The 472-nt window shown below is 50.0% G+C and carries 5 tRNA genes; all 5 read left to right on the plus strand.

The annotated features are described in order from the left end of the window. The first annotated feature begins 24 nt into the window (after nucleotides 1–24). A tRNA-Lys gene (locus tag IE163_RS10465) sits at nucleotides 25–100 on the plus strand. A gap of 18 nt (nucleotides 101–118) precedes the next feature. Continuing rightward, nucleotides 119–194, plus strand: a tRNA-Lys gene (locus IE163_RS10470). An 18-nt stretch (nucleotides 195–212) separates the two neighbouring features. Further along, nucleotides 213–288, plus strand: a tRNA-Lys gene (locus IE163_RS10475). An 18-nt stretch (nucleotides 289–306) separates the two neighbouring features. Beyond that, nucleotides 307–382, plus strand: a tRNA-Lys gene (locus IE163_RS10480). A 20-nt stretch (nucleotides 383–402) separates the two neighbouring features. Next, nucleotides 403–472: transfer RNA gene (locus tag IE163_RS10485), tRNA-Lys, on the plus strand.

The raw sequence follows: 472 nt of genomic DNA on the forward strand, positions 1-472 counted from the left end.
CGCGCAAACATAGTACACCGAAGTGGGTCATTAGCTCAGCTGGTAGAGCAGCGGACTTTTAATCCGTTGGTCGATGGTTCGAATCCATCATGACCCACCACTTCGTGTTACCCTGTTTGGGTCATTAGCTCAGCTGGTAGAGCAGCGGACTTTTAATCCGTTGGTCGATGGTTCGAATCCATCATGACCCACCACTTCGTGTTACCCTGTTTGGGTCATTAGCTCAGCTGGTAGAGCAGCGGACTTTTAATCCGTTGGTCGATGGTTCGAATCCATCATGACCCACCACTTCGTGTTACCCTGTTTGGGTCATTAGCTCAGCTGGTAGAGCAGCGGACTTTTAATCCGTTGGTCGATGGTTCGAATCCATCATGACCCACCACTTCTCGCGTTATCCTGTTTGGGTCATTAGCTCAGCTGGTAGAGCAGCGGACTTTTAATCCGTTGGTCGATGGTTCGAATCCATCATGAC

The sequence above is a fragment of the Alishewanella longhuensis genome (assembly GCF_014653435.1).
In the GTDB taxonomy this organism is placed as follows: domain Bacteria; phylum Pseudomonadota; class Gammaproteobacteria; order Enterobacterales; family Alteromonadaceae; genus Alishewanella; species Alishewanella longhuensis.